The sequence below is a fragment of the Bacillus sp. AR2-1 genome, from assembly GCF_008368755.1.
GTDB lineage: Bacteria > Bacillota > Bacilli > Bacillales > Bacillaceae_G > Bacillus_A > Bacillus_A wiedmannii.
Window position 1 is genome coordinate 36,722 of sequence record NZ_QORY01000003.1, and the last position, 22,065, is coordinate 58,786.

Annotated in this window: 13 protein-coding genes, 7 pseudogenes and 2 other annotated features; of the genes and pseudogenes, 4 read left to right on the top strand and 16 right to left on the bottom strand. The window is 32.5% G+C overall.

The features are described from left to right. Positions 1–316 precede the first annotated feature (316 nt). Positions 317–823 carry a DUF3902 family protein gene (locus tag DT250_RS03230; protein ID WP_149212499.1) on the bottom strand — a complete coding sequence of 169 codons (507 nt, stop codon included), beginning with the start codon at positions 821–823 and terminating at the stop codon, positions 317–319. A gap of 54 nt (positions 824–877) precedes the next feature. Next, positions 878–976: pseudogene (locus DT250_RS32615) on the bottom strand (hypothetical protein); the annotation flags it as partial. Between the two features lie 117 nt (positions 977–1,093). Here DT250_RS32615 and DT250_RS32085 point away from each other — a divergent pair. Next, positions 1,094–1,514: pseudogene (locus DT250_RS32085) on the top strand (helix-turn-helix domain-containing protein); the annotation flags it as partial. A gap of 253 nt (positions 1,515–1,767) precedes the next feature. Here the strand turns inward: DT250_RS32085 and DT250_RS03245 are convergent. The 3 genes from DT250_RS03245 to DT250_RS32620 all read right to left on the bottom strand — a co-directional run bounded on the left by DT250_RS03245 (position 1,768) and on the right by DT250_RS32620 (position 4,866). Next, entirely contained in the window at positions 1,768–3,690 is a 1,923-nt protein-coding gene (locus DT250_RS03245) for a M56 family metallopeptidase (protein WP_149212500.1), read from the bottom strand. Continuing rightward, a complete protein-coding gene (locus DT250_RS03250; RefSeq protein WP_000661432.1) occupies positions 3,690–4,091 on the bottom strand; it encodes a BlaI/MecI/CopY family transcriptional regulator in 402 nt (133 codons plus the stop codon). The genes DT250_RS03245 and DT250_RS03250 overlap by 1 nt, the downstream gene beginning before the upstream one ends. A gap of 520 nt (positions 4,092–4,611) precedes the next feature. Beyond that, positions 4,612–4,866 (bottom strand): SunI/YnzG family protein, encoded by a 255-nt coding sequence (locus tag DT250_RS32620; protein ID WP_046956905.1) that lies wholly within the window; start codon positions 4,864–4,866, stop codon positions 4,612–4,614. 836 nt (positions 4,867–5,702) lie between these two features. Between DT250_RS32620 and DT250_RS03260 the strand changes: the two genes are divergently transcribed. Then, on the top strand, positions 5,703–5,894 hold the full coding sequence (locus tag DT250_RS03260; protein ID WP_149212501.1) for a hypothetical protein: 192 nt from the start codon (positions 5,703–5,705) through the stop codon (positions 5,892–5,894). A 6-nt stretch (positions 5,895–5,900) separates the two neighbouring features. Here DT250_RS03260 and DT250_RS03265 read toward each other — a convergent pair whose 3' ends face one another. From DT250_RS03265 to DT250_RS03285, 5 genes and pseudogenes are all read right to left on the bottom strand, one after another. After that, positions 5,901–7,631 carry a methyl-accepting chemotaxis protein gene (locus tag DT250_RS03265; RefSeq protein WP_149212502.1) on the bottom strand — a complete coding sequence of 577 codons (1,731 nt, stop codon included), beginning with the start codon at positions 7,629–7,631 and terminating at the stop codon, positions 5,901–5,903. A gap of 256 nt (positions 7,632–7,887) precedes the next feature. Next, a pseudogene (locus DT250_RS03270) lies at positions 7,888–8,052 on the bottom strand (plasmid recombination protein); the annotation flags it as partial. A 612-nt stretch (positions 8,053–8,664) separates the two neighbouring features. Next, a complete protein-coding gene (locus DT250_RS03275) occupies positions 8,665–9,615 on the bottom strand; it encodes an isochorismatase family protein (protein WP_218951290.1) in 951 nt (316 codons plus the stop codon). A 321-nt stretch (positions 9,616–9,936) separates the two neighbouring features. Further along, a pseudogene (locus tag DT250_RS03280) lies at positions 9,937–10,020 on the bottom strand (IS6 family transposase); the annotation flags it as partial. Between the two features lie 25 nt (positions 10,021–10,045). Further along, the gene (locus tag DT250_RS03285; protein ID WP_149212503.1) at positions 10,046–10,519 is read right to left on the bottom strand and encodes an alpha/beta hydrolase; all 474 of its coding nucleotides are present in this window, start codon (positions 10,517–10,519) and stop codon (positions 10,046–10,048) included. Positions 10,520–10,562: 43 nt separating this feature from the next. Here DT250_RS03285 and DT250_RS03290 point away from each other — a divergent pair. Then, positions 10,563–11,774: pseudogene (locus DT250_RS03290) on the top strand (IS110 family RNA-guided transposase). 261 nt (positions 11,775–12,035) lie between these two features. On the opposite strand, the gene DT250_RS03295 reads toward DT250_RS03290, so the two are convergent. The 3 genes from DT250_RS03295 to DT250_RS03305 form a co-directional block, all read right to left on the bottom strand. Next, positions 12,036–12,227, bottom strand: coding sequence for an alpha/beta-type small acid-soluble spore protein (locus DT250_RS03295; RefSeq protein ID WP_098760622.1), 192 nt, complete (start codon positions 12,225–12,227; stop codon positions 12,036–12,038). A gap of 1,123 nt (positions 12,228–13,350) precedes the next feature. Then, positions 13,351–14,676, bottom strand: coding sequence for a branched-chain amino acid transport system II carrier protein BrnQ6 (brnQ6, locus tag DT250_RS03300; protein ID WP_149212504.1), 1,326 nt, complete (start codon positions 14,674–14,676; stop codon positions 13,351–13,353). 114 nt (positions 14,677–14,790) lie between these two features. After that, positions 14,791–15,046: a binding site (T-box leader), on the bottom strand. Positions 15,047–15,617: 571 nt separating this feature from the next. Beyond that, entirely contained in the window at positions 15,618–16,508 is an 891-nt protein-coding gene (locus DT250_RS03305) for an alpha/beta fold hydrolase (protein ID WP_149212505.1), read from the bottom strand. Positions 16,509–16,803: 295 nt separating this feature from the next. Between DT250_RS03305 and DT250_RS03310 the strand changes: the two are divergent. Further along, positions 16,804–16,986, top strand: a pseudogene (locus DT250_RS03310) (IS6 family transposase); the annotation flags it as partial. Between the two features lie 266 nt (positions 16,987–17,252). On the opposite strand, the gene DT250_RS03315 reads toward DT250_RS03310, so the two are convergent. From DT250_RS03315 to DT250_RS03325, 3 genes and pseudogenes are all read right to left on the bottom strand, one after another. After that, positions 17,253–18,596: an amino acid permease gene (locus tag DT250_RS03315; RefSeq protein WP_149212506.1), complete on the bottom strand. Its 1,344-nt coding sequence runs from the start codon at positions 18,594–18,596 to the stop codon at positions 17,253–17,255. A gap of 64 nt (positions 18,597–18,660) precedes the next feature. Next, positions 18,661–18,895, bottom strand: a binding site (T-box leader). A 235-nt stretch (positions 18,896–19,130) separates the two neighbouring features. Continuing rightward, positions 19,131–20,210, bottom strand: a pseudogene (locus tag DT250_RS03320) (transglutaminase domain-containing protein); the annotation flags it as partial. Between the two features lie 1,287 nt (positions 20,211–21,497). Beyond that, positions 21,498–21,740, bottom strand: coding sequence for a hypothetical protein (locus DT250_RS03325; RefSeq protein ID WP_255449976.1), 243 nt, complete (start codon positions 21,738–21,740; stop codon positions 21,498–21,500). Positions 21,741–22,065 lie beyond the last annotated feature (325 nt).

The window sequence follows — 22,065 nt, forward strand, 5'->3', positions numbered from 1 at the left end:
AATATCTTTCGTTACTAATATAAATTCCATATGAATTTCCACTTCACATTTAATTAGGTTTTGCTGAAATGCAAAAAAAGAGAGCAAAACTCTCTTTTTCATTTAATCAATATTATTTTTAAAAATTTAAATAATAAAAAATAGGCAGTTAAAAGAGCGTGTTGTTATATATTTAGCTAAACACACTCTTACAAATATTTAAACCCTATATTAATTCTTATTCCATTCATTTAACTTATTCATACTTTTTTATATTCGGTTATAAGCTTAAAATTCATAACCTTTTTATTTTAATCCTTTTATAATCTGTGAGTTGCTACCATCCTGCACTTGCATTCATAGCAGATCCCATAAAATTAATAAATAACGGCCAAAATAACGGCCATAACGTAAGAAGTATATTTAGAAGTATAAGTATACTATATACCCAAGGGAAATTATGATTTTTACTATTTACCAATACTAAAATCACTAATAATATTATGGGTATTAAATATAAAAATAGCATTATAAACCAATACCATGTCATTAAAGTAAGACTCAATGGTCCTAATATCTCGTGTACAACTCCGAATGATATTCCTAATGCTCCAAAACTAAAGGTTGTAATTATTGTTTTTAGAAGTACTTTAGCCAATTTTGAGTCGTACGTTTTTCTACTATATAGACCTATCATAATATACAACGATAGATATGCCATTAATACACCTATCCAAATCAATAGCCAGTCTGCATCTAACATAAAGAAGTCAAACAGCGCCCAACACACCCCTACTATCGAAAAAACAAGGGAAATAATTATATTTTTTAAAACTGGTTTCATGTTCATTTCACGTCCTTTAAAAACTTAAGAATACATTATTAGCTTGTATTCTTCTTTTTCTACCGCTTTACTATAGTCTGTTGTATATTCAATAACAGTAATCCCTTTACTTCTAAGTAGATTCTTTTTCCACGTTTTCGCATCAGTTGACAATTTGAAAATTAATCATAATTTATTTTAATTAAATATATATTAACAGTATATTAAGTATAAGTAAATAAAATTAATTTTAATTTAATATACTCCACTCATTTAATGGGGATTATTTATATGAATAATATTAATGTTGTTCAAAAAATTATGGCATTTCGAAAAGGTGCAGGATTAACTAGTAAACGTTTAGCTGAAATAGCTAATATAACACCTTCCATGTTAAGCAAAATTGAGTAAGGGATCACGAATCCATCCTTACAAACACTAAAGTTAATTTCTGTAGCATTAACTATTCCTTTATTTAATTTTATGTTGGAAGATACTAATACAGAAGAATTAGTTGTAAGAGCGGATCAAAGAAAAAAATAACTTTCCCTAAAAGCGGTAATGTTTCGTATGAGTTATTCTCTCCTAATTTAGATGGATCACTGGAATTGGCTTTAATATGAATCTGCTACCTCAAACCGCTTCATCTCAAGTAAAACTATATCTAAATGATGAGGTTTTACTTCTCAATCCAGGTGATAGCGGTAAAATACATCACCATTTGCTAGTATTCTTCCATTACTTCTTTTTGAATCATACTCCCTCCTGTTCTCCATACAATATACCTACCTAGATTCAATTTATGTTTTAATTTGTTATTTTTTATCCACCTCAATCAAGCTAGCAAAACTAAATATCATTTTACTTTCTTATTATATAGACTATACTAATTTCTCTTCCCACTTATAGGTTTCGTTTAAGCTAAAAAAATATAGCCTCAAGAACGGGATCCTGAGACTCTATTTTTATTTTAGAAAGGACAGCATAATTTTCTCTGTTTCTTCTTTACTTAAATCACCTGTAATAATAAAGACTTGATAAGCGCTATTCTTTCCTTTTGCAGGAACAATCATTTGCATTGCTTTAGAGGGTTCCTCTGGATCAAGACTTTCAACTAAGGTTATTTTTGTACCTTCTAATTCATAATTTGTTACCTTTTCATTATACTCCGCTCTTTTATTCGAGAAATTTTTTGCATCATCAGTAACTGCAGATTGGTGCACAATATATACATTATCTTTACTTTCATTTTGATATTCATAAATAAAATCGGGATTCATTTTTCCAGTAGTCTTTGGTGTTGTAACACCTTCTCCAGTTAATTTAAACCCTTTTACCACATAACTTGGGGTCTTAATTGGAAAATCAACATATTTCTGTGCTTCCTTTTTAGTTAATGTAAATTCCGAAGTGATTTTCTGTCTAAATGGTCCAATTTCTTCACTGTTTTTCTGATATTTTTTTTGTTCTTCTGAATCTAACTTTTCAGGACTTCCTACTAACTTTACTTTTTTACCCAAAGTATATGCTACTGTTTCTAAATCAATAAATCGTTTAAATTCTTCTTTTGTAAACAGATTTCGTGCCAAACCAACTTCTTTAAGTAAAGTATTATACTCTCCCTCTGAAACAAAAAATTCTGCATCTGCCCGTTCTTTTGTACCAATCATTTTTTCTACAATTTGCTGTATAGAAATATCGGTTTGTGCTTTTACTTCTTTCATATTATTTTTCACTTCTAATTGTTGTTTCTCAGGGTTAGTCGGCTTATCAGCACGGGCATTTAATAAGGATACAGATGATACTGCAATCACTGCCACAGCCCCTATCGCAGACCAGCGATATGATTTTTTTTGGAATTTTTTAATCATTAGAATTCTCCTTTTTAACGCTCTCTTGTTTTTACTAAAATTTGCTATACTTGGTACTTGATAATAACTTGTGTAGTGTTCCAATAGACTAATAATAGTATGTCCATACGCAATTTGTTCCTCTGCATCTATACATGTAAGAGCTAATGCATCGCATGCTAGTTCTTGATCTTCCCGCATACATGAGTAGGCATACCATAGAATGGGATTAAACCAATTTAAAATGAGTAAGCCATGCATAAGCCAGTTCACACCAACATCTCTTCGCTTGATGTGAGCTAATTCATGATGAAAAATATATCGTAACTGTTGCTCATCTAATATTTTCATATGTACAGTTGACAATAGCAACTTGGGACGAATAAATCCAAACACTGTTGGACTGGAAACCTTTCCAGATACAAATAGAGGGATATTCCGTTGAATAGACATAGATTGCTTACACTTTTCAAAAATCTGGACAATCTTCTCATCTGTAATAACAGGTTGTTTTTTTATGTAAAGTAATAAACGCCTGTTCATTACAAAAGTAGCAACACTTAGAAGGAGAACGCCAGTAAGCCAAATGTATATACAGGTTGTATAAAATGAAATCGACTCATCTTCCTGCTTTTCATTACTACCTGCTTGTGTCTTGTTTGTCTGAACAGTTTTTGTTGAACTTGAGGTATAAGTATCTTCTTTTGTGAGTACCTTTTTATTGTCTATACCTTTCAATTCTTGCATACGTTCTTTTGAAAGAAAACTAGCTACATGGTTTTGGCTAGAAATGAATGCATCATCACTCTTGTAAGTAAGAACAGAATAGATACTATAGGAACTATCTGGCGACCAAGGTAATACAAGTCTTATTATTAATATGATCCATAGCATGTATTGCCAACGTGGAGTTAACTTATTTCTAAACAAGACCTTGATACATAAGATTAGGCCCACTAATATACTAGCCATAATAGATGTCTCTATCAACCAATCGAAAAAACGAGGCAGATAGACATTAATAAACATTTCTATCATTATGATCTATCCTTCCTCTGATTTTCCTCAGTCTTCTCATCCAGGATACGTTTAAGTTCGTTAATGTCTTCTGAAGACAGCTTTTCTTCTTTCAGGAAATTTACTAGCAAGGGCTTAAATGCTGCACCATAGAAACGTTTAAGTAAAGATTTCGTTTCCACTTGTAAATAACTATCTTGCGATACTAAAGGATAATAAGCATACATACGCCCTTTATCTTGATGATAAGCAACTGCTTCTTTATGGACTAATCGGTTAATTAGCGTTCGAATCGTTTTGGGTTTCCAATCCATTTTCACCTCTAACGCTTCAATTACCTCATTTGCCGTTTGTGGAGAGTTCGACCATAGTACTTTCATAACTTCTAATTCAGCTTCCGAAATTTTAGGTAATTCTTTCATTGTTTAAAATTACACCTCTCTGTATTACATTTGTAATCCACAACTGAATATTACACTTGTAATCTCTTGTTGTCAAGCTTGTTTGGTGTTTGTGGAATCCTTTCCTATACCCATCAACATAAGAATGGGAAAAATTAAAAGAAGTTTAGACTCTCATGTCCTGCTAATGAGATAAGAAAGTAAATCCTTCATGAATATTTTTGTTAATAACATTGAACTGGATCTTAACTTCACATCTATTTAGTATTTGCTATTTTTACAAAGTTTCCACTTTGGTGTCTTTGTTTAAAAAAGTACCCATTTTCTTGTCTCGATATATGGACAGGAAAGTGGGTACTAAATACATTAAATTTGTTGATAATTCAACATTTCGCGTTATAAAAATAGTTCCTACATTTCTGTCTTTCTACAATTACAAATGTACAAAGACATGAAACTCTAAACTATTAATACTACCTTCGAATTTTGGTAGTATTTTTGTATTACTCTAGTAAAAATATAACTAAATGAGTCCAATGTATTACTCAATATTAATTTCTTCTAAGATTATAGATGGATTAACAACAAATATAATGAAGTTTAAATTTGTAGTATGTATTAGTATTCTATTCTTCGAGGTAGATGGTGTTCCAATATAAACAACATGATCGAGCTTATTATGAGGAACGTCATTCGTAGATATAGTAATAATATCTTTTAAAGGGATGGTAATCTCTGCTGATTGCCATGCAATCATTATACTATCTTGGGACTTTGTTATGCTAATTCTTGACATTTTATATCAATCCTTTATTAGTTTTAGATAAATAATTAACCTATTTTCTAAATTATTTTAAGAAAATGCAATAATTATTATATATGGATTTTAAGGATTTTTGTTTATGTATGCAATATTACATGTACAAACTCCTTATTTCCATTAAATACATAGCATAAATTGAAAATAAGATCCTCATAATTTCACCGATAAGCCCTAATATGTATTCTGTTGTTCTTCTCGAGATTACCCCTCTTAAAATACATAATTATTCTATTAAAAGTAAAATACAATTCATTTACTTTTATATTGATTTATAATTCTATGAATGAAAAAGCACTCTTTCGAGTGCTTTTTCTACTACTTCCTAAAAAATTATGCTTCTCTACTCTTAAAACATTATGGAAAAGGCGAAAACAATACTATCGGTTTTATCTACCCTTGTTGTTGAATACAGCAATGGTATCCCTGATAGAGTTTTATATTACTTAAATATGAGATTAAAAAATTAATTTTAAAAGAAAAGAGAACCCATATAGGCTCTCTTTCCTTGGCATACTTACAACATGGAGAATGTTGAGACAACTCTCTCAAAACTTTATTAGGGGAAAGTTTTAAAAATTGTACTCACAATTAATTTCACATAAATGGAATATAAAGTAAAATGGAATAAAATTTTCTGAACATTTGTAATTTTATATCATTTATTACAACCCTTGTCCTACAAGAAGGTACTAACGTATCGCTATTAAGCTCAAATAATACCCCAAAACGAAAAATGGTTTTCCTTCTATCTAAATGGAAATGAAATACAGACCATGTCCTATTTTTCAGGGGTAAAATGAGGAATAAATTTGTACATAACAATTACGTTAATGAAAGTAAGAGCTTTCTCATTTACAGTACCTGCAGCATGTGGAGATAATGGTGACCCAAAAGAATTTACTGAAGCAAACTTTGAAAATGCAAAAGGCGGTAACACAAAACATATAAAAAAGTACAGGTCTTTAATTGATAAAGGACCTGTACTTTTTTGTTTTATTTGATATATTTTATTTCTCGTCTTTTTTCACTTCAATAATAAACTTTGAAACTAATTTTGATAAAGCTTCTACTTTTTCTTTTATTTTGTTAGATTGATTCGATATGGCCTCAATTGAGGTCGCTTGTGATTGGATTGACTGTACAGTATGAGCTGTTTCCTTAGCTACTTGCGTTGCCGTTTCAAAAACAATCGACATAGAGGCATTCACTTCTTCTGTACCGGCAGACATTTCCTCTGTCGCTGCAGATACTTCTTGAATTTGGCTGGTGATTTTATTTATATCCCCCATAATAGATGAGAATGCTTGATCTGCTTTATAAGCAGCTTCTTTTCCCTCTGCAGCCTTTTGTTTGCCTTTTTGCATCACATCAACTGTATCTTGTGTATCTTGTTGAATAGATTTTATTAAATGATTGATTTCATTTGCGGATGTTTTAGACTGCTCAGCTAAATCCCTCACTTCGGCTGCAACCACTGCAAAACCTTTCCCATTTTCTCCAGCACGTGCAGCTTCAATCGCAGCGTTTAAGGCAAGGAGGTTTGTTTGTTCAGCAATATTAGTGATAGCATCTAGGGCTTTATCAATTTGCTGCGTACGCATAACAAGTCTCTCTATTACTTTGGATGTTTCTTCAACAACATCATGAACACTATTCATTTGAAGGATAGATTGTTTGATTACTTCACTACCAGAATTAACTTGCTCTGTTGTTGTGACAGCCACTTCTGTAACCGTTGCTGAAGATTCAGCTACTGTTTGAACGCCAGTCGCAATTTCTTCCATGGCTGAGGAGCTTTCTTGCATACTAGTAACTTGTCCTTCTATTTTTTTATCAACCTCAGATATTGTTTGAACAACCTCTCTTGATATATGAGATGCTCGTTTTGTATCTTGCAACATTCCATTAGTAGAGGAAATAACCTCCTGTGTTGTGATTTTTACTGCTCCAATTAATTGTTGCAAGTTATCCAGCATACTATTAAAGGATTTCACAATACTTCCTAATTCATTATTCGCTGTATAAGAAGTACGTATTGTTAAGTCTCCTTCAGATATTTGCTCCATATCCCATTGTAATAATTCAATTGGTTTTTTAATCGCACTTTTAATGATATAGCCAATAAACATAACGATTGCGATTGCTATAATAGAGATACTAACAAACAGCATCATGGTATTTGTTGCACTGTTGATATTATTTTTCTGTAATTGCTCTGCATTATTAGTATTATGTATGATAAGTTCACGAAGTGCCTGAATTTCCCTTTTTACATTAGGGTCAACTTCTTTTACATAATAAGCGTATGCTTCTTCATTGTTAGATTGTGCTATATCTTTTATTTTCTTCATCTGTGTTCGTACTTCATTAAATATTTCATGAAATGTTGTATATAATTCTTTTTCTTTAGTAGAACTAATTCTAGACTCAAACTTTTTTAATAACTGATCCGTTTCTGTACGAGCTTTCTCTATTTCTGTAATAAGCTCTTTCATTCTTTTTTCATCTTTGGATATCATTATTTCCATTACATTCATATTAATATGATAAAAATTAGACTCTACAGTTCCTATCCACTGAATTGGTAATAAACTACCTTCATACATAGTAGAAGAAGCATCTTCACCTTTCTTGAGTCCCACAAATCCTAGTATAGATAATATTATACAAGCGACACTTGATATAATTACCAATACGTTTAATGTTGTACCAATTTTACTGTTTTTCAAAAACGACAATTAAATTCACTCCATTGATATATTAAGATTAAGTAATAGATTATATAACAAAAACTGACAAAATGCGACATTTAGTTATTTACATCTGTTAAAAAAGTTATATATAGTTTGCTAAAATAACGTAACTATTTATTTTAAAATCGATAAATAGTTTAGATTAAATTAATTTCTGTAGTGATAAAGTATTCGTTAAACTCCCCTCCTATCTTAATGTACTGTACAAGGACATGAATCTAAAAACTATTTAGACAAGAAGTCTAAACTTTTGTTTTTGTTTCTCATTATACTTGTCCACTGCTTCTTGAAAGACATCCTTATATACACTTCGGATGTCCTTTTGGCCAAAGTAAATATTCTCCTCTGACCTGGCTGAATCAATGCCAGGATTCCCATGAATATTTTCTCTGTTATTGTGACTCAATGAACTTTGGTGAGATTAATTAAATGGGATGGAACCCAACATAAAATGTCACCGCTTCCCCCCTAGATTAATTGGTACCATAAGGTATCCCTAAAACAAAATTTTATCTCATTTAGTTATTCAAGGGATTCAGCTCATGCTCTCGTTTAAAGGGACAAATAACTTTTTAACTTCATGAGTATTTCTTGTATTGTTTGGAAGCAAATTCCGTTTATTTTTTTATTTTTACAGATTTTTTCCCTTCTCAAGTATATTTTTTCTTACATCTATCTGCTTTTCGTATTTTTATAGTTATATATTGTTAATATTTGTATAGAATTTGTCTATATTTTAATGTATAAAAATCATAATGTTTATATACCCTAGAAAAAACAGCTAATTTTTTCTTTTTATAACATTAATAGTAGAACCATCCATGTCAATGTGTTAGGCTTTTATATATTTTGTTGGTTGATATAACCGAGAGAAAAGATAACTTAGATAAATAGATAATGTTTTGGTTAAAACCAAAACCATTGATCCTCGTTTAATGTTTGTGTTTGAGAGTCATTAACTTTCTCAATTTCGTTTTTTAACCACCACTCATAATCCTTGAGGTGGAGGTCTTCTCACCTAATTGTTTATAGAAAGGCGATGGCCTATCGAAGGGATTTGGGTGGTTGGCTCTGATTTTCCTTCCACGAACCAACTAGGTGCGGTCATTTTGCCTGTAGCATAATCCATTGAAGTATCTAGGAGATATCCCCAGGATGGAAGGTGTTCATGTACGGGACCGGTGGCGAGCGGCCAGCCTCTCGCTTCGTCTCGACGCCAGTCGGCGATTAGTTCTGCGGCAACACCGAACCAAGTTTTGATTTTTACACCGGCTTGTGTAAGCGTGGCGATAGTTGCTTCACGTACGATTTGGCCGGGGGATTCGGCACCTGATGCATCAATCACAGCATGTACGTCATAACCGTCAAGAACCATATCGAGAGACGGGAACTGCAAGCATGTTGAATCTGTGACACCTGCGATAATAATTTTCTTGCGTCCTATCTTTTCGATGGCTTGGCGAAATGGCGGCCAGCGGTATGCATTGATGACCCCAGGGCGCCGAATGATTTCTAAATTTGGGAACAACGCTTTGATTTCGGGCAGGATTTGTCCGTTTGGTCCCCAATCACGACTAGTTGTCAGTAAGACAGGAATACCAAGTGTCTTGGCGGTTTTTGCTAGACCAAGAACGTTGTTCTTTACCTGCTCAGGAGGCATGTCGTCAATAATTTGCATAAGCCCGACCTGATGGTCGATGAGCAAGAGTACAGAGTTCTCGGGGGTAAGGAAGCTTGCAGGACCCGCATTTTCCTTGAGTGTAATTCTTTTATTTGTGTTACTACCTCCTGTACAATATTCCTGCTCAATGGAATATTGTACAGGAGGATAATAGTTGTACGGTAAATTTTGATAATAAAAAGGTTGATTAAAATTTTGTGGTTGCTGATATTTCAAAGTAAAACCTCCATCCATAATTCTTAATTGGTATTCAAATAATTCAAGTGTTAATGCTTCTGTGCTCTTCAAAAAAATCTCCTATAGTTAGGTTATATTATGTTATGTTCCGAGAATGTCCTAGGTGTCTTGATGTCGGAAAGCAACCATCCGTTTTCACAAAGGAATTCATTTTACTTACCGAGTTATAGAATAGGAACCGTCTTATGAATACAAATCATCATAACGACAAAAGACGGAGTTATAAAAAGATGGGCAAAGTGTGTTTTTTTATAAGTTGAATAGGACGTTAACAACAAACATGGAAGACAGCCTTGCTTGAACTTACCTCCTCCAAGTAGACACCTTTAAAAAAGTGTCTACTTGGAGGATAATCGATTGAATTTGAAGCTTTCGTATAATCGTTGTATGAGAACTAGATAAGCCCCGCTCCTCCATCATTTCCACCAAATCACGAAAACTGAGTTTGTACAGTAGGTTTGAACTTTGATGCTGTTTTTTATTATTTTCCTAAATCATTAATGAGCCACTTCTTAAAATCTTGTTGGTTCTCTAATGAAACAGTATGTCCTTCTGTATAGGTCCGAAAGGATACTTGTGCACCTAGACCTTGAAAAAACTCATTACTTTTTAATCCCCATTTATAAGGTAGAACATTGTCAAATTCGCCGTGAGAAATAAACAAAGAAAGCTTATCAACAGAGCTTATTGCGTATTCTTCCTTGACGAATGCGGGAATATATCTACTGAGTGCTACAAGACCTTTAATTCGATTTCCCAATGTTAAGCCAAGTGTCATAGATACAATGGCTCCCTGGCTAAATCCAAGTAAATATAAATGGTCGTGATCTACTGGATATTGTTCGGTTGCATACTCAACAAAGTTAGTGATTTGGCTGATTCCCTCATTTACCTTATTTGAATCAGTTTTTAGTATGTTGGTCTTCGAGATCGTGTATAAGAAATGAGAATCGATAAGTGTAAGTTGAAGACTTCAATTCCACCTGAGAAGGAGCTATATGAAACACGTTATTGCATTTGATGTCAGTATGGGTAAAAGTTATATGGTAATTTATAATGTACAAAAATAATGCGTATTCGAAAGTGAAATCAAGCATACTAATCCTGATTTTAAAAAGCTACAAGAAAAGATACATAAGCTTACAGATGAAACCGGCGAATCACCTGAAATTGTGTTCGAAGCAACAGGAATCTGTTCCAGACAGCTAGAATGATTTATGCAAAATAACCAGTATACATATTGTTTATTTAACCCACTAGAAACCAAAATACAATTTGATTCCTTGCGGATTCATAAGACAGACCGAAGCGACGCACACCGATTAGCTCTCACTCATTTTACAGTTACCCGAAGGGTATCTACCGGAACTGATAATTTATTCTATCAGTTAAAATCTCTTTCTAGATTATATAGTGAACTGGATGATGAATTATCAATAATTTACGGCCGTATGCATAAAGTAATCCAATTAACATTTCCAGAATTGGAAAGAATATTTACTAGTAGATCTGATTTGTTTTTAAATTTTGTTCAACTATTTCCCCACCCAGATTGTGTTTTAGGTCTTTCTAAAACCATTATAAAAAATCGTATTCGTGCCAACACCAATAAAAAAATATCAAATATTACGGCGGAGAAAAAAGCGATTCAGATACTTGAAATAGCGAAAATTTGCTATCCTGCTGTTTCTCAGAACGAGGTTCTGTGTGACCAGTTCAAATTATACGCAAGGCGCTATCAAGAGCTTCTTCACCAAAAAGAAAGCTGTATTAGTAAGATGGTGTATGTAGCTGAGCAACGTGCAGAATACGATGTCATTCGCAGTCTTCCTGGGATTGGACCGAATACTGCCGTACGCTTGATGGCTGAAATAGGAGATATTACTCGTTTTAACAATAACAAGCAACTCAATGCATTTGCTGGCATTGATATACGCCGTTTTCAATCAGGTAAAACCTTTTTTAAAGATAAAATCAATAAACGTGGAAATAAACATTTGTGGAAGCTCCTTTTCCTCATTATCCAGAACATGATTAAACAACGACGTTACGGACAAAATCATATTGTTGAGTATTACGATAAATTAACAACGCAACTTTATAACAAATGTCATAAAGTTGCGTCCATTGCATGTGTAAATAAGTTATTAAAGCTTCTCTTCTACCTCATTACACATAATATGTACTATGATTATTGGTTAACCACCTGAAGCCATCGTTTGATTCATCACACCATATCTTCCCCCTATTAAAAAACGGACACATATTAGGGGTATTTGGTTTGCATTCTAACCGACTTAAAATCTCTGACATTTAATCAATTAGAACTCAAAAAAACAGTTGACTAATCGTAAGAAAAAGCACCCTATTTGGATGCTTATCGTGTGAGTGTCAAAATATATTCATAAACCCAATACAGGAAAAAACATATATATTATTACTTTCTATAACTTTCGTGTCTTCGACTGATATTAATGAGTGAATCCACCGCCAAGTTGTTGTTCAGCCATAGCTACTAAACGCTTTTTAAATTCGCCACCAACTGAACCATTTGCACGAGATGTTGTATCTGGACCAAGTTGTACGCCACATTCTTGTGCAATCTCATATTTCATTTGATCGATTGCATTCTCAGCACCTTGAACTTCAAGGGACGTCAGGATTGTACATGGGTTAAAAAATAAGAAATTGATGTGTTCCTCACCTTATCAAAAAAGAAGATCCTAATTTAACCAATATAAAAAGTAAACAATCGTTTAAAAAGGCATATCTTTAAGGACATAACTTGTGTCCTTATAAAATCAAGATTTGTTACGTCTATAAATACATCCGAAAATATTTATAAACATTGATTAAAGCCACACAACCTATATAAACTCCTTAGCGTACAATTTTCTCGAAAGGATATGATTGCCGCTATAAAGAAAAGACACCCTAAGGTGCCCCATAAATACCTAATTAATAACTCCAACCGTGTTTGCAATTATATCTGATAATAAAGCTCTTTAAGTACACTAGTTATAAGAAACTCTACAATCGAAAATGATTCTGTTTTATAGGATGTGTTTACTTAATGTCCAATACATATTATTAAAATTAAGATGGTTCAAGTCGGAGGAAGGCACCTTAGGGTGTCTTTTCTTTGTGAAAAATATCCAAAATAAAAGGGTCTAAATTTAGACCCTTTTATTTTTTAATTACTTAAATTTAAATGTAATTTTGTTATATTTTTCTCTTGATCTGCATTATCATCTACTATCGGCCTAATTAATTTTGCCTTATGGCCTTTAGCATCAAACATTTCAAGTTTCTTTACACTATTACATATGTTTGTACCACGCTTTGTTGATGCGTTTAAACTTCACAGGTGTTGAAGTTTTAGACTTATCCCTTAATGTACCCATATTATTAGAACATCCTACAATATTTAGACAGAATGTAGCCAATAAACACGATATTATTAATTTCTTCAAATAGCCACTTCTAACTCTCTTTCGGTTAATGTTTATTCATAAAATAAGTTCCTTACTAATTTTACATTACATTAAAAGTTGAAGAATATTCTTATACTCATAAATTGTTACATTTGAAGTGTAACAATGGAATCATAAAGTATAGTTATTAAGTCGAAGGAAGGCACCTTAGGTGTCTTTTTTCTCTAATCTGCTGCAAATGATTAGGATATTAACAAAAATATAAAAAAAGGAGCCCTAAAACAAATTATTAATATATTATAATAAAAAAGAAAAGAGGTTGAAAGTAATTTATTTATTTTCCCTTCTATCTTTATTTTTCTACAACAACTTCTTCTTTTTGAAACAAAGAAATTACATATCCAACTACAATCCCTACTAAAGCAGGAACTAACCAACCCATCCCTACACTATATAATGGGATTTTATTTAAAATAGGTGCTAGCGCTGCAATCTCAAAATTTGCATTGTGCAATCCATCGAAGAAGCTAATCATGAATGCCCCTACAATGCCGCCTACGTACATTACTAAAGGAAGACGAATATAGTTTTCAACAAGTGATAATATCATCAATACGATTCCAATTGGATAAATTGCAATTAAAATCGGTAATGCTAATGCGTTTAACTGCGTTAACCCAAGATTCGCTACCATAAATGCTAATACACAGAAAATGAAAACGACTTTTTGATAAGAAAGCTTTGGTAATAAGGAAGAGAAGTACTCCCCACAAGCTGCTACAATCCCTACAGAAGTTGTTAAACATGCTGCTGCAATTGCGATTCCTAATAATAAAGTTCCATAACTACCAAATAAATGATTCACAACGTTTGTTAAAATAATTCCTCCGTTTGCTCCCATTCCAAGTGACACACTAGAAGCTCCAAGATAAGCAAGTGCTAAATACACAAGTAGTAAACCAAGCGCTGCAATAAATCCTGCAAAGATTGTTACTCTCGCAATACTGTTTTTATTAGTAATGCCTTTTCCTTTTAAAGCATTAATGACAACATTTCCGAATACAAGTGCTGCAAGTCCATCTAAAGTTAAATATCCTTCAATAAAACCTTTAAAGAGCGGAGCACTATATGCTTCTGTCGGTGCACCAAATTCTCCAATTGGTGTAATAAGTGCTTTCACTACAATAATTGCAATAACAACTAATAAAATTGGTGTTAATACTTTACCAATACGACCCACTAATTTCGAAGGGTTTAAAGCTAAATAGAAAGTTACTGCAAAGTAAATAAGTGTAAAGATAACAAGTGGATAGGATTGACCTGCTATTTCACTTGGTAAAAACGGTGCAACACTCATTTCATAAGCTACTGTTCCTGTACGTGGAACACTTACGAATATGCCTAAACATAAATAAATTGCAGTGATAAAAACAAGTGCGAATATAGGATGTACACGTCCCGCTAGCTCATTAATATCTCCCTTTAAAGCTATAACAATTACCCCTAATAAAGAGATTCCAACTCCTGATACGATAAAGCCAAACAATGCAATCCATACATCCGTTCCAGCACCTTGTCCTAACGCTGGTGGGAAAATCATATTACCTGCACCAAAAAACAGTGCAAATAACATTAAACTTACTGCAAACATTTCAGAAAACTTTAAAGATGATTTCATTTCTACTAACCTCCAAATTTATATTAGACAGAATATTCTGAATTAAAATCCGTCATCTATCCTCTTTCAAGCATACTTCCCCGTAAAAGAACGCAAAAAAACACCCGTCCCTAACAAAGGGACGAGTGTTGAAATCGTGGTTCCACCCTTATTCTAATAAAATGAATTTATAACAAAATAAGCTCATTTTATAGCTCGTGTAAATTGATAACGGTTTTATCCGCCAAGAATTACAATGCATCATACATGCAGTTCACTCTTGAAGTTTAGAGGTGGTAAGCTTGTCTTTTCGTATTAGGAAGCTCACAGCCTAAGGCTTCCCTCTCTGAGAATCGTAAAAAACAACTCGTGTCCTCATCATTACTTTTATAAGATATCCTGTCGAAACTTATTGTTTTTTATTATATGGGCTATTTTTTAAAAAATCAATAGTTTTATTTTTTTAAAAAAATATAGGGAGGAAATTTCCCCTCCCTAAGCGTACCTTTATGAACAAAAAAAGAATTCCTAAATATAAATTAGGAATTCACAACAGGAGATAACAGATACTAAAATAATTTAATATTATAAATTGAATAACATACACTGCATGTAATTGGTCATTAAGACCCTTGTAAAAAGAAAATAACTTTATTTAGTAACTACCCGCCTTATGGAAACGGTTACCAGAAGGGATTTATCCAGCAGCTCTCCTTTTATTATATACAGAATGTTTCAGTGCAATACTTTAAGTAAATTGTATCAAATGTACATAAAAAATCAATGAACACATAATGGATATAATGCGCAAAAAGAGAAAATACCCTACAGCGTTATGGTGCAAATAAAGGATACCTTTCAAAGAATAATGAGGATTCCTACTGGAATCGTTCTTTACGCTGTTAATCTAAATAATTGATGAATGAATTCTTTTTGATATTGACACTAATATGAATTATTACCTATTCCTTTAATAGGGGATTTCCCTCAAAATATTCATTAATGTACTCAACAAACTCCTTTGGCTCTTGACGAAATGGTGCATGGTATCCATCCTCAATAATTTTTAATCTACTATTTTTTATTAATTTTTGGTATTTTTCACCATCCGCCAAGGGAACACTCTTATCTTTTCTCCCCCAAACTATTAAGGTTGGAGCTTGTATTTCTTTCGGATCCATAGATATAGGGTTTTCTATCATTTTTCGCAGTTCTTTATAATGACTTGTATTATTCCTGTTATATTTCACATCATTTTCTTGATATTCTCGAATATCAGACACTGTATTTAAAGTATTTTTTAGACTTGGTTTAGGTGAAAACGTTTCTTTTTGCAAAGACTCTATCCCTGGTGCATCAACCAAAATAAGATGCGTAATTGCATTAGGATATAAATATGTTAAATTTAAGGCTAGTTCTCCTCCCATGGAATGACCCAGTATTGCAAATGTATTATACTCTAACTTTTTCATTAATTTATAATACATATTTGCCTGATTTGGAAATGTGTATGAATAATTAATGGGCTTTGAGGAACGTCCAAATCCTAATATATCAACTGATATAATAGTATGTCTCTTTGCTAAGTCTGAATAGATATCAGAAAAACCATCCGAAGAGTTTCCAAATCCATGAAACATAAGCAGGGGTGGATTTTCCTTTCCAATTTGCTTAAAGTAAATACTTTGGCCATCAATTTCTACCATTTTTTCTTCTATCTTTAATTTCGTTTTTATTGTTGAGCCGCCCCCTACCTCATTATCCCTAAAAATATCCAATCCACCTATTATATTACATTTGATTACTAACAAAATAAATAGTCCAATAAATATGGTTATATTAAAATATTTCATATATATATTCGTCCCCTTATACAAAACAAGATGTAATTATTTTAGTTACAACCATTTAATTAGTCAATATTTTTTTATAAATTGGATTGTACTTTTGGTTTTATTCTTACAAAAAAATTAGTTTATATATAATTGAGCGTGTTGCAAAACGCAATGTTATGGATCAGAAAGACTAGCTGAACATGCAATAAATAACAATTTTCGGTTCTGGTGCAAAAACTTTGAAGTATATGAAAATGGCCTATCAAGCTTGGACATACTGATAGTACTACTCTACAAAAGGTGTGTGATTGGTATGGAAAAGGAGAATATATTTAAGTGGAAACATTATCAGTCAGATATTATTTTGTTAACTGCACGTTTGTACCTACGGTGCAATCTCAATTTTCGTGATTTGGTAGAAATGATGGAGGAAAGAGGGATATTCTTAGCGCATACAACAATTATGCGATTGGTCCATCAATATGGGCCGGATATGGTATTATCCTCTATAGGTAGACAGTAAAAAAAGAGTCCATCTGGTATGATGGACTGATGCTATCCCATCGCTGTCAACTAAAAAAATACCTTCTTCCCCAAAACAAAAAATTATAGAGTAGCTGAAATCATTGAAAATAATTTTCCTAAAGGCATTAAGAAACGTAAATAACATCATAATTTGATGATGATTATTTTGTCAACGAACAGAACCCTATAAAATTTCATAGGGTTCTGTTTTTATTTAGCATATCCGGATACTGAAGCCTAATAAAAGCGTCCTTTAAAAATATAAGTCGCTGTAATAAACAAATAGATGCCTAGTGTGATGATTGTAATAATGATAGGGGTTGTACAGATAACACCCAATAAAATAGCGCTTAGTGCAATGATGGCAAACCACGTTGTGTAAGGGAACCATTTCACATAGTAGCTACTAGATGCCTCTGGCTGAGCCTTTCGTGACTTTAAGTGGGCAATTGCAATAATCATCCAAATAAACAATACTGTATATCCTAAAGATCCCATTAAATAATTAAATGTTTTGCTTCCAGCAAATAAAGAAATTAGGACACCAAAATAAAGTGATGATGTACACATTAAAATTGCATATACCGGAACCCCTTTGACGGAAAGTTTCGAAAACACCTTCGGTACCCTGCCATCTACTGCTTGTGTGTACAAAATACGGGATGAACCGTAAAGTCCTGAATTCATAGAGGAAATAACCGCTAACAAGATAACTGCATTCATAAGATGATCTGCTCCAGGAATTCCAATCATCTTAAATACCATAACAAAGGGACTTTCAGAAACACCATTCACTTTATTCCAAGGAATCAAACTCACAATGATAAAGAATGGGAATATATAAAAGGCAATGATACGTGTCAATGTACTGCGTACAGCTTTCGGAACCACTTTTTCGGGGTCTTTCGTTTCAGCTAAGGTTACCCCAATAATTTCAGTTCCCCCGTAAGAGTAGATAACGACCAACATAGATGTAATCAAACCTGCTGTACCATTTGGAAAGAAGCCACCGTGACTGCTTAAATTTGAAAACCCTGTCGCAGTATGATTACCAAATGATACGAATAATAATAGAAGTCCAGCCAAGATAAAAATTACAATTACTGTGATTTTTATTAAAGCCAGCCAGTATTCTGTTTCAGCAAATACGCTAACTGAAAGCAAATTAATGAATGTGATAATAACAGATACACCTAAAGCAAGCATCCAAATTGGATAATCAGGAAGCCAGTACTGAATGAAAATAGCAGATACAACTGCTTCAGCAGCAATATTTAATACCCACATTTTCCAATAAATCCAGTCTAGAAAATATGCTGGATACTTTCCTAATACCGATTGAACTAAATCACGAAATGTTCGTGCCTTACTATTTCGAACTGCCATTTCAGCAAGACCTTGCATGATAAATAATAAAATTATTCCGCCAATTAAATATGCAATGATAACTGAGGGGCCAGCCATATCAATAGCTGAGCTACTTGCTTTAAAGAGGCCAGCTCCAATTGCTCCTCCTAACGCCATCATCGTGATGTGACGTGAATTCATTTTACGTTGTAAACTCTGGCTTTCTTTTTCCATAATCTTTTCCTCCATTTTTTATAAAATAAAAAGCTTATCGATCTCTACCTCATTATTAAATGAGAGAAGAGACGATAAGCTTTAGCCAACCGCGGTACCACTCTTATTGGTTCTTAAAATAGAACCCTGCTTAAAACCTGATAACGAAGGTTAGTCGTTAATACTTAGAGAATACCTCTGCACTCTTTCTGAATTACCACTCCTGGGCGAGTTCAAAGTATTATTGGACTACGTCACACCAACCCGTAGCTCTCTGGACCAAATAATGAGCTTCTACTACTCCCAATCACTATGTTTATATTTGAATATAAAAATTTTTAATGAATTAAATTTTATTATACGTACATCTTTTTTATTGTCAATGGTTATTTTTGAAAAAGTATGAATTTATACATAAGCTAGTTGATTAAGTATGACTAGATACGTAACAAGCACATTTGGGTAATAAATTTTCTAATGAAATTTTTGAAATTTTATTAGAATCTGCAGGTATGAAAACAAATTAATGGAAAATAAAACCACCTGTTCTCATTCTCAATATATAAACGTAATTGTCACCAAAGAATATCCTTCTTTCGCATTGTAAGGCTCTGCTTTATAAGAAATCCGATTTGACCCTTGCGGATAACCGATTTCTCCAATTGCTTTTCTCACATCTTGCAATGCACCATTTATTGATTGCTTATAAAGAATTTCAATTTTTTCTGGTCTTTCACTATAACGTTGCTGCATTTTATTTTTTAATTCGTTATAGTTATTTGCGATATATTCATTTCCTAAATAATTTAACTTTGTATCTTTTAAAATCTGTTGATATGCAGCTGTTTTAGAGTTGCCACCTGCGATTTTACTCGTCAGTGTATCATAATAATTTGTTGTGGCTTGCGGATAATCACTTTTGTTCCACACGTGATTTCTTTCAATTTGCTCATCCGATAAGTTGAAGTATGAATACGTTACGCGACCTTGTTTGTCAGGAACCGGATCATCGAATGTTGTATCTAAGTGATACCATTTGTTTTCGATTTTCACTAAATTCCAAGCATGAGGTTGTCCGTCACCAGTTCCTGTTACGAAATGATTTTCAATACCAGCTTCGTTTAATAATTGATGGGTTAATAGTGCGTAACCTTGGCAAACCGCAGAACGATTTACGAGTGCTTCATATGCTGTGTAAGCTGTATAAGACGTATCATAAGAAACATGTTTTACAACATAATCATGAATTGCCTTCACTTTTTCGTGATCATCCATTCCAACTTGAGTAATAGAAGAAACGATTGCTTTCGCTTGTTTCATTACATATTCCGTTTGTTCTTTCGTTTCACGATATGTAATCTTTATCGTAAATGTATAATTTCCAGGTAATCCTGATTGTTTATATGAAACATTCGATCTATTATAATTTGTATACTCATTTTTACTTGCCACTTCTTCATATGCGTTAATTAGTGTATCCATCACTTCTTTTCTATTACTATTTTCCGTTTTATATGGAAGTATAATATTTGTTTCATACGCATTAATACGCTTTTGTACTTCCTCTTTAAACGCTGTTAATAATGCCGCATCCCCTGTATCTTGTACCATAACTGCAGGCTTTTTATTTTGCACTGTCTCAGCAGCTTTCACATCATTGCCATTTGTATATAATATGGCACCACCTATAAGTGATAATGATGTAATTGATTTTAATAGTTTTGTATACATAATTCCTTCTCCTAATTCGTCTTTTATTTGTGTTGTTTTATGGCGAAAAATCTACAGATATGTCAAAAAAAATATACAATTAAAAGTTTTCGGATAAATTATTAAATTTAAATATACGGAAAATTAACTATAATTTATTATAATTAAGCCAATATTAATACGTCAACATGATATTAAGTTTTATTTAAAAAAAGTAATTCACACAAATTTTTTGTACAAATTTTATACATATTTGTAAAGGGTAATCATTGACACTGTGCATATAAGTAAATATGATGTTACATCATATTGAATAGATGTCTAATTAGGCCCTATTGGCGAAAAAACTAAGAGAGCCTAAAGCAAATGGTAATTCTACTGCAACTGTTTTAAATGATGTGAAGGTTCCTAATGTAACATCTTCATTCATAATGATGTAATTTGTTGGATTGGATACGGTCAACCTGTAATCAGTATAGTTACAATTTATAAAAATAACAACCGATTTTCTCATGCAATATTACATATATTTATTTTAATATATACTTAAAATGTTTTATTTCATAATCGATTCCTTTAATTGTAAAATTCCCACTTCAAGCTTTGCTAAGTGGCTAGTAATCCACCTGAAAATAAGCTAATTAACTCTAAAACTATCTATTAATTATAAACTTAACAATCCAATAAGATTCTACTATAAAGAGATAGACTTTCAGCATCCCCTTTTACTGTTGTACTGTAGAAAGACAAGAAAATTGATACTTTTTATAATGGAAGTGCTTTAGTTATATATACGTGTATCTTTATCATGATTTTTAATAGCAATTCTATTAATTAATAGAGAACTTTTTATGCACAACTGCGTAGAATGATTCTTTCTAAAATAAAAATACATCATCATTTCTAATATAAATCTCTTTATCGATATAAAACATTATAAATTACATAAAGAAAAGACACCCTAAGGTGCCTCCCTCCGACTTGAACCACTTTAATTTTAATAATATGTATTGGACTCCCATCCAAATATTATTTTACCATGTTAAGTAATATTGTGCATTGAGAAATACGTTACCTTTTTATTTAAACGCAAAAAGTCCTAGGGGGACTAGGACTTTTTGAAAGAATGAAAATGATTCAAAAAAAGGACTTATATAACGTAACATATAAATGTTTCATAAATGTATCGTAAAAGTGAAAAAAATCTATATTTTAATTAAAAGCATCCATCTGTACTTTCTCATAAATATATCCAGCCTCTTTAGCTGTAATCCCAAAACGTTTAGCAGCTATTTCAGCAACCTGAGGATCATGTACTTCAGGTATGTAGTTTTCATCGTTATTTGTTAATCTGTTATATTGTTCCCTCATAAAGTCGAATATGACCGTATAGCTTATTCCGTTACTTGCATATTGTCCATTCGGTGAAGAAGGACCTGAGTTGTAATCTTCCAATCAAAAAAGTCAAGGTATTGAAAGAATCACCATTTTTTAGTCATCTACTGTAGGGGCTATGGGAAGTAGCGCCTAGAGAGATGAAAGATTATTTTCGTCCAAAAATGAGAAGTTCCCATCTCTAAGCATTAGCGTAAGTGGCGAGTAGTTCACTATCGTATAATCTTTGATTATCTATTCAACGTTCAGAGGCAAGACAAAAGGATACAGCAAGTAATAAGGAGGATTTCAATTTCTTTTTTAAGGAATCTATTCGATTATTACAATGAAGTATTTGCATTCATTGTAATTTTGATGTGGAACTAAGAAAACGATTAGACCAGTC